Origin of the sequence: Leucobacter soli, from assembly GCF_042659205.1 — a bacterium.
GTDB lineage: Bacteria > Actinomycetota > Actinomycetes > Actinomycetales > Microbacteriaceae > Leucobacter > Leucobacter soli.
The window spans coordinates 1-731 of record NZ_JBHSRW010000458.1; the positions used below are offsets into that span (position 1 = coordinate 1).

Below are 731 nucleotides of genomic sequence, written 5' to 3' on the forward strand. Positions count from 1 at the left end.
GCCTGCTCGGCGCCCTGATCACTCCCGCCGGGGTGCAGGATCACGCCGAGCGCACCCTGCTCGGCCTGGTCGCCGCGCTCGTGACCGTGCAGCTCGAGCATCGCGCCGGTCAGGGCGAGGCGGAGACGAGCCTCCGATCCGCCGTCCTGCGGCTGCTGCTCGCGGGCGAGACCGAGCTGGCCGAGGGCGTCGCGACGGGTGTGCTGCCGAGGCTGCCTCGCGGGCGCATCAGCGTCGTGCGCCTCGAGGACGTCGATACCCTCGGGCAAGGCCTGATCGACGACCTCCGCTCGCTCGCGACCCGACCCGGGCTCCTCACCGCGCCGCTCGGAGTCGGTCTCGAGCCCGGAGTCGAAGCCGGGGCCGGCGCGGAGCTGATCTGCGAAGCCTCCCAGGCCGACGCGGTGCGGCGCACGCTCACGGAGCATCGGACGCCTGCGGGTGTGAGCGAGCGGGGATTGCTCGGCGACCTCGGATCTCTGCTCGAACAGGCGGAGATCGCGCTGGCGCGTGCGCGGAGCACCGGAACGGACGGTCCCGTGACCTACCGGCCGGCGTTGCACGGCGGCATGCTGCGGCTGCTCGACAGCCCCGAGGCGCGCAAACAGGCGGAGAGCCTGCTGGCACCGGTGCGGCAGCACGACCGGCGGATCGATGACACGGTGGAGCGCGCCCTCGCCGTGTGGTTGGCGCACCACGGCCAGACCAGCCCGGCGGCCGTGGAGCTCGGC

General features: G+C 74.1%; 1 pseudogene. It reads left to right on the plus strand.

The annotated features are described in order from the left end of the window. Positions 1–731, plus strand: a pseudogene (locus ACFPZL_RS13925) (PucR family transcriptional regulator); the annotation flags it as partial.